This is a genomic window from Pseudomonas sp. 13B_2.1_Bac1 (genome assembly GCF_025466155.1).
Taxonomy (GTDB): Bacteria; Pseudomonadota; Gammaproteobacteria; order Pseudomonadales; family Pseudomonadaceae; genus Aquipseudomonas; species Aquipseudomonas aylmerensis.
The window spans coordinates 1-679 of sequence record NZ_JANLOH010000030.1 but is presented as its reverse complement, the minus strand read 5'-3'; the positions used below and the strand labels follow the sequence as shown (position 1 = coordinate 679).

At 60.2% G+C, this 679-nt stretch carries 1 pseudogene; it reads left to right on the top strand.

Features of this window, described 5'->3' with window-relative positions:
- Positions 1–679, top strand: a pseudogene (locus NTD80_RS06565) (type IV secretion protein Rhs); the annotation flags it as partial.

The following is a 679-nucleotide window of genomic DNA, read 5'->3' as shown; positions in this document are numbered from 1 at the left end:
TAATGGCCTGATCCAGCAGGAAGTCGGCTTTGACGGCCAACGTACGGCTTATGCCTACGACCTCAACGGCAACCTGCAGGAAAAAACCGAGCACGGCGATGACGGCAGTCAGCTGGTTACCCGTTATGAGCGAGATCATGCTGGCCGTCTCGTAAGAAAAGTACTTCCCGATGCCAGCGTCGTCGATTATGCCTACGACCGCCAAGGCAACCTCCTCAGCGTCGACGACGGCCACTGGGCGCTCGCCTACGAATACGACGCGCAAAACCGCCTCACCGCCGAACACCAAGGCTGGGGCACCTTGCGCTACGGCTACGATGCCTGCGGGCAGCTGCAATACCTGCGTCTGCCCGATAACAATCGCGTGGTGTTCAATCACGCCAAGGGCGGCCACCTGTCCACCGTCGAACTCAACGGTGAAGTCCTTACTGCTCACCTATTCAAAGCTGGCCAGGAACACCAACGCCAACAAGGCCAGTTGATCAGCCACTACCACTACGACGACCAGCAGCGCCTGCACGCCCATGCCGTCAGTCAACAGCAGCACACCCTTTACCAACGCCAGTACGACTACGACAAATCCGGCAACCTCACCCGCCTGCTCGACACCCGCAAAGGCGAACACCACTACCACTACGACCCCCTCGCCCGCCTGACCCGCGCCGACCACTCGCAGGAC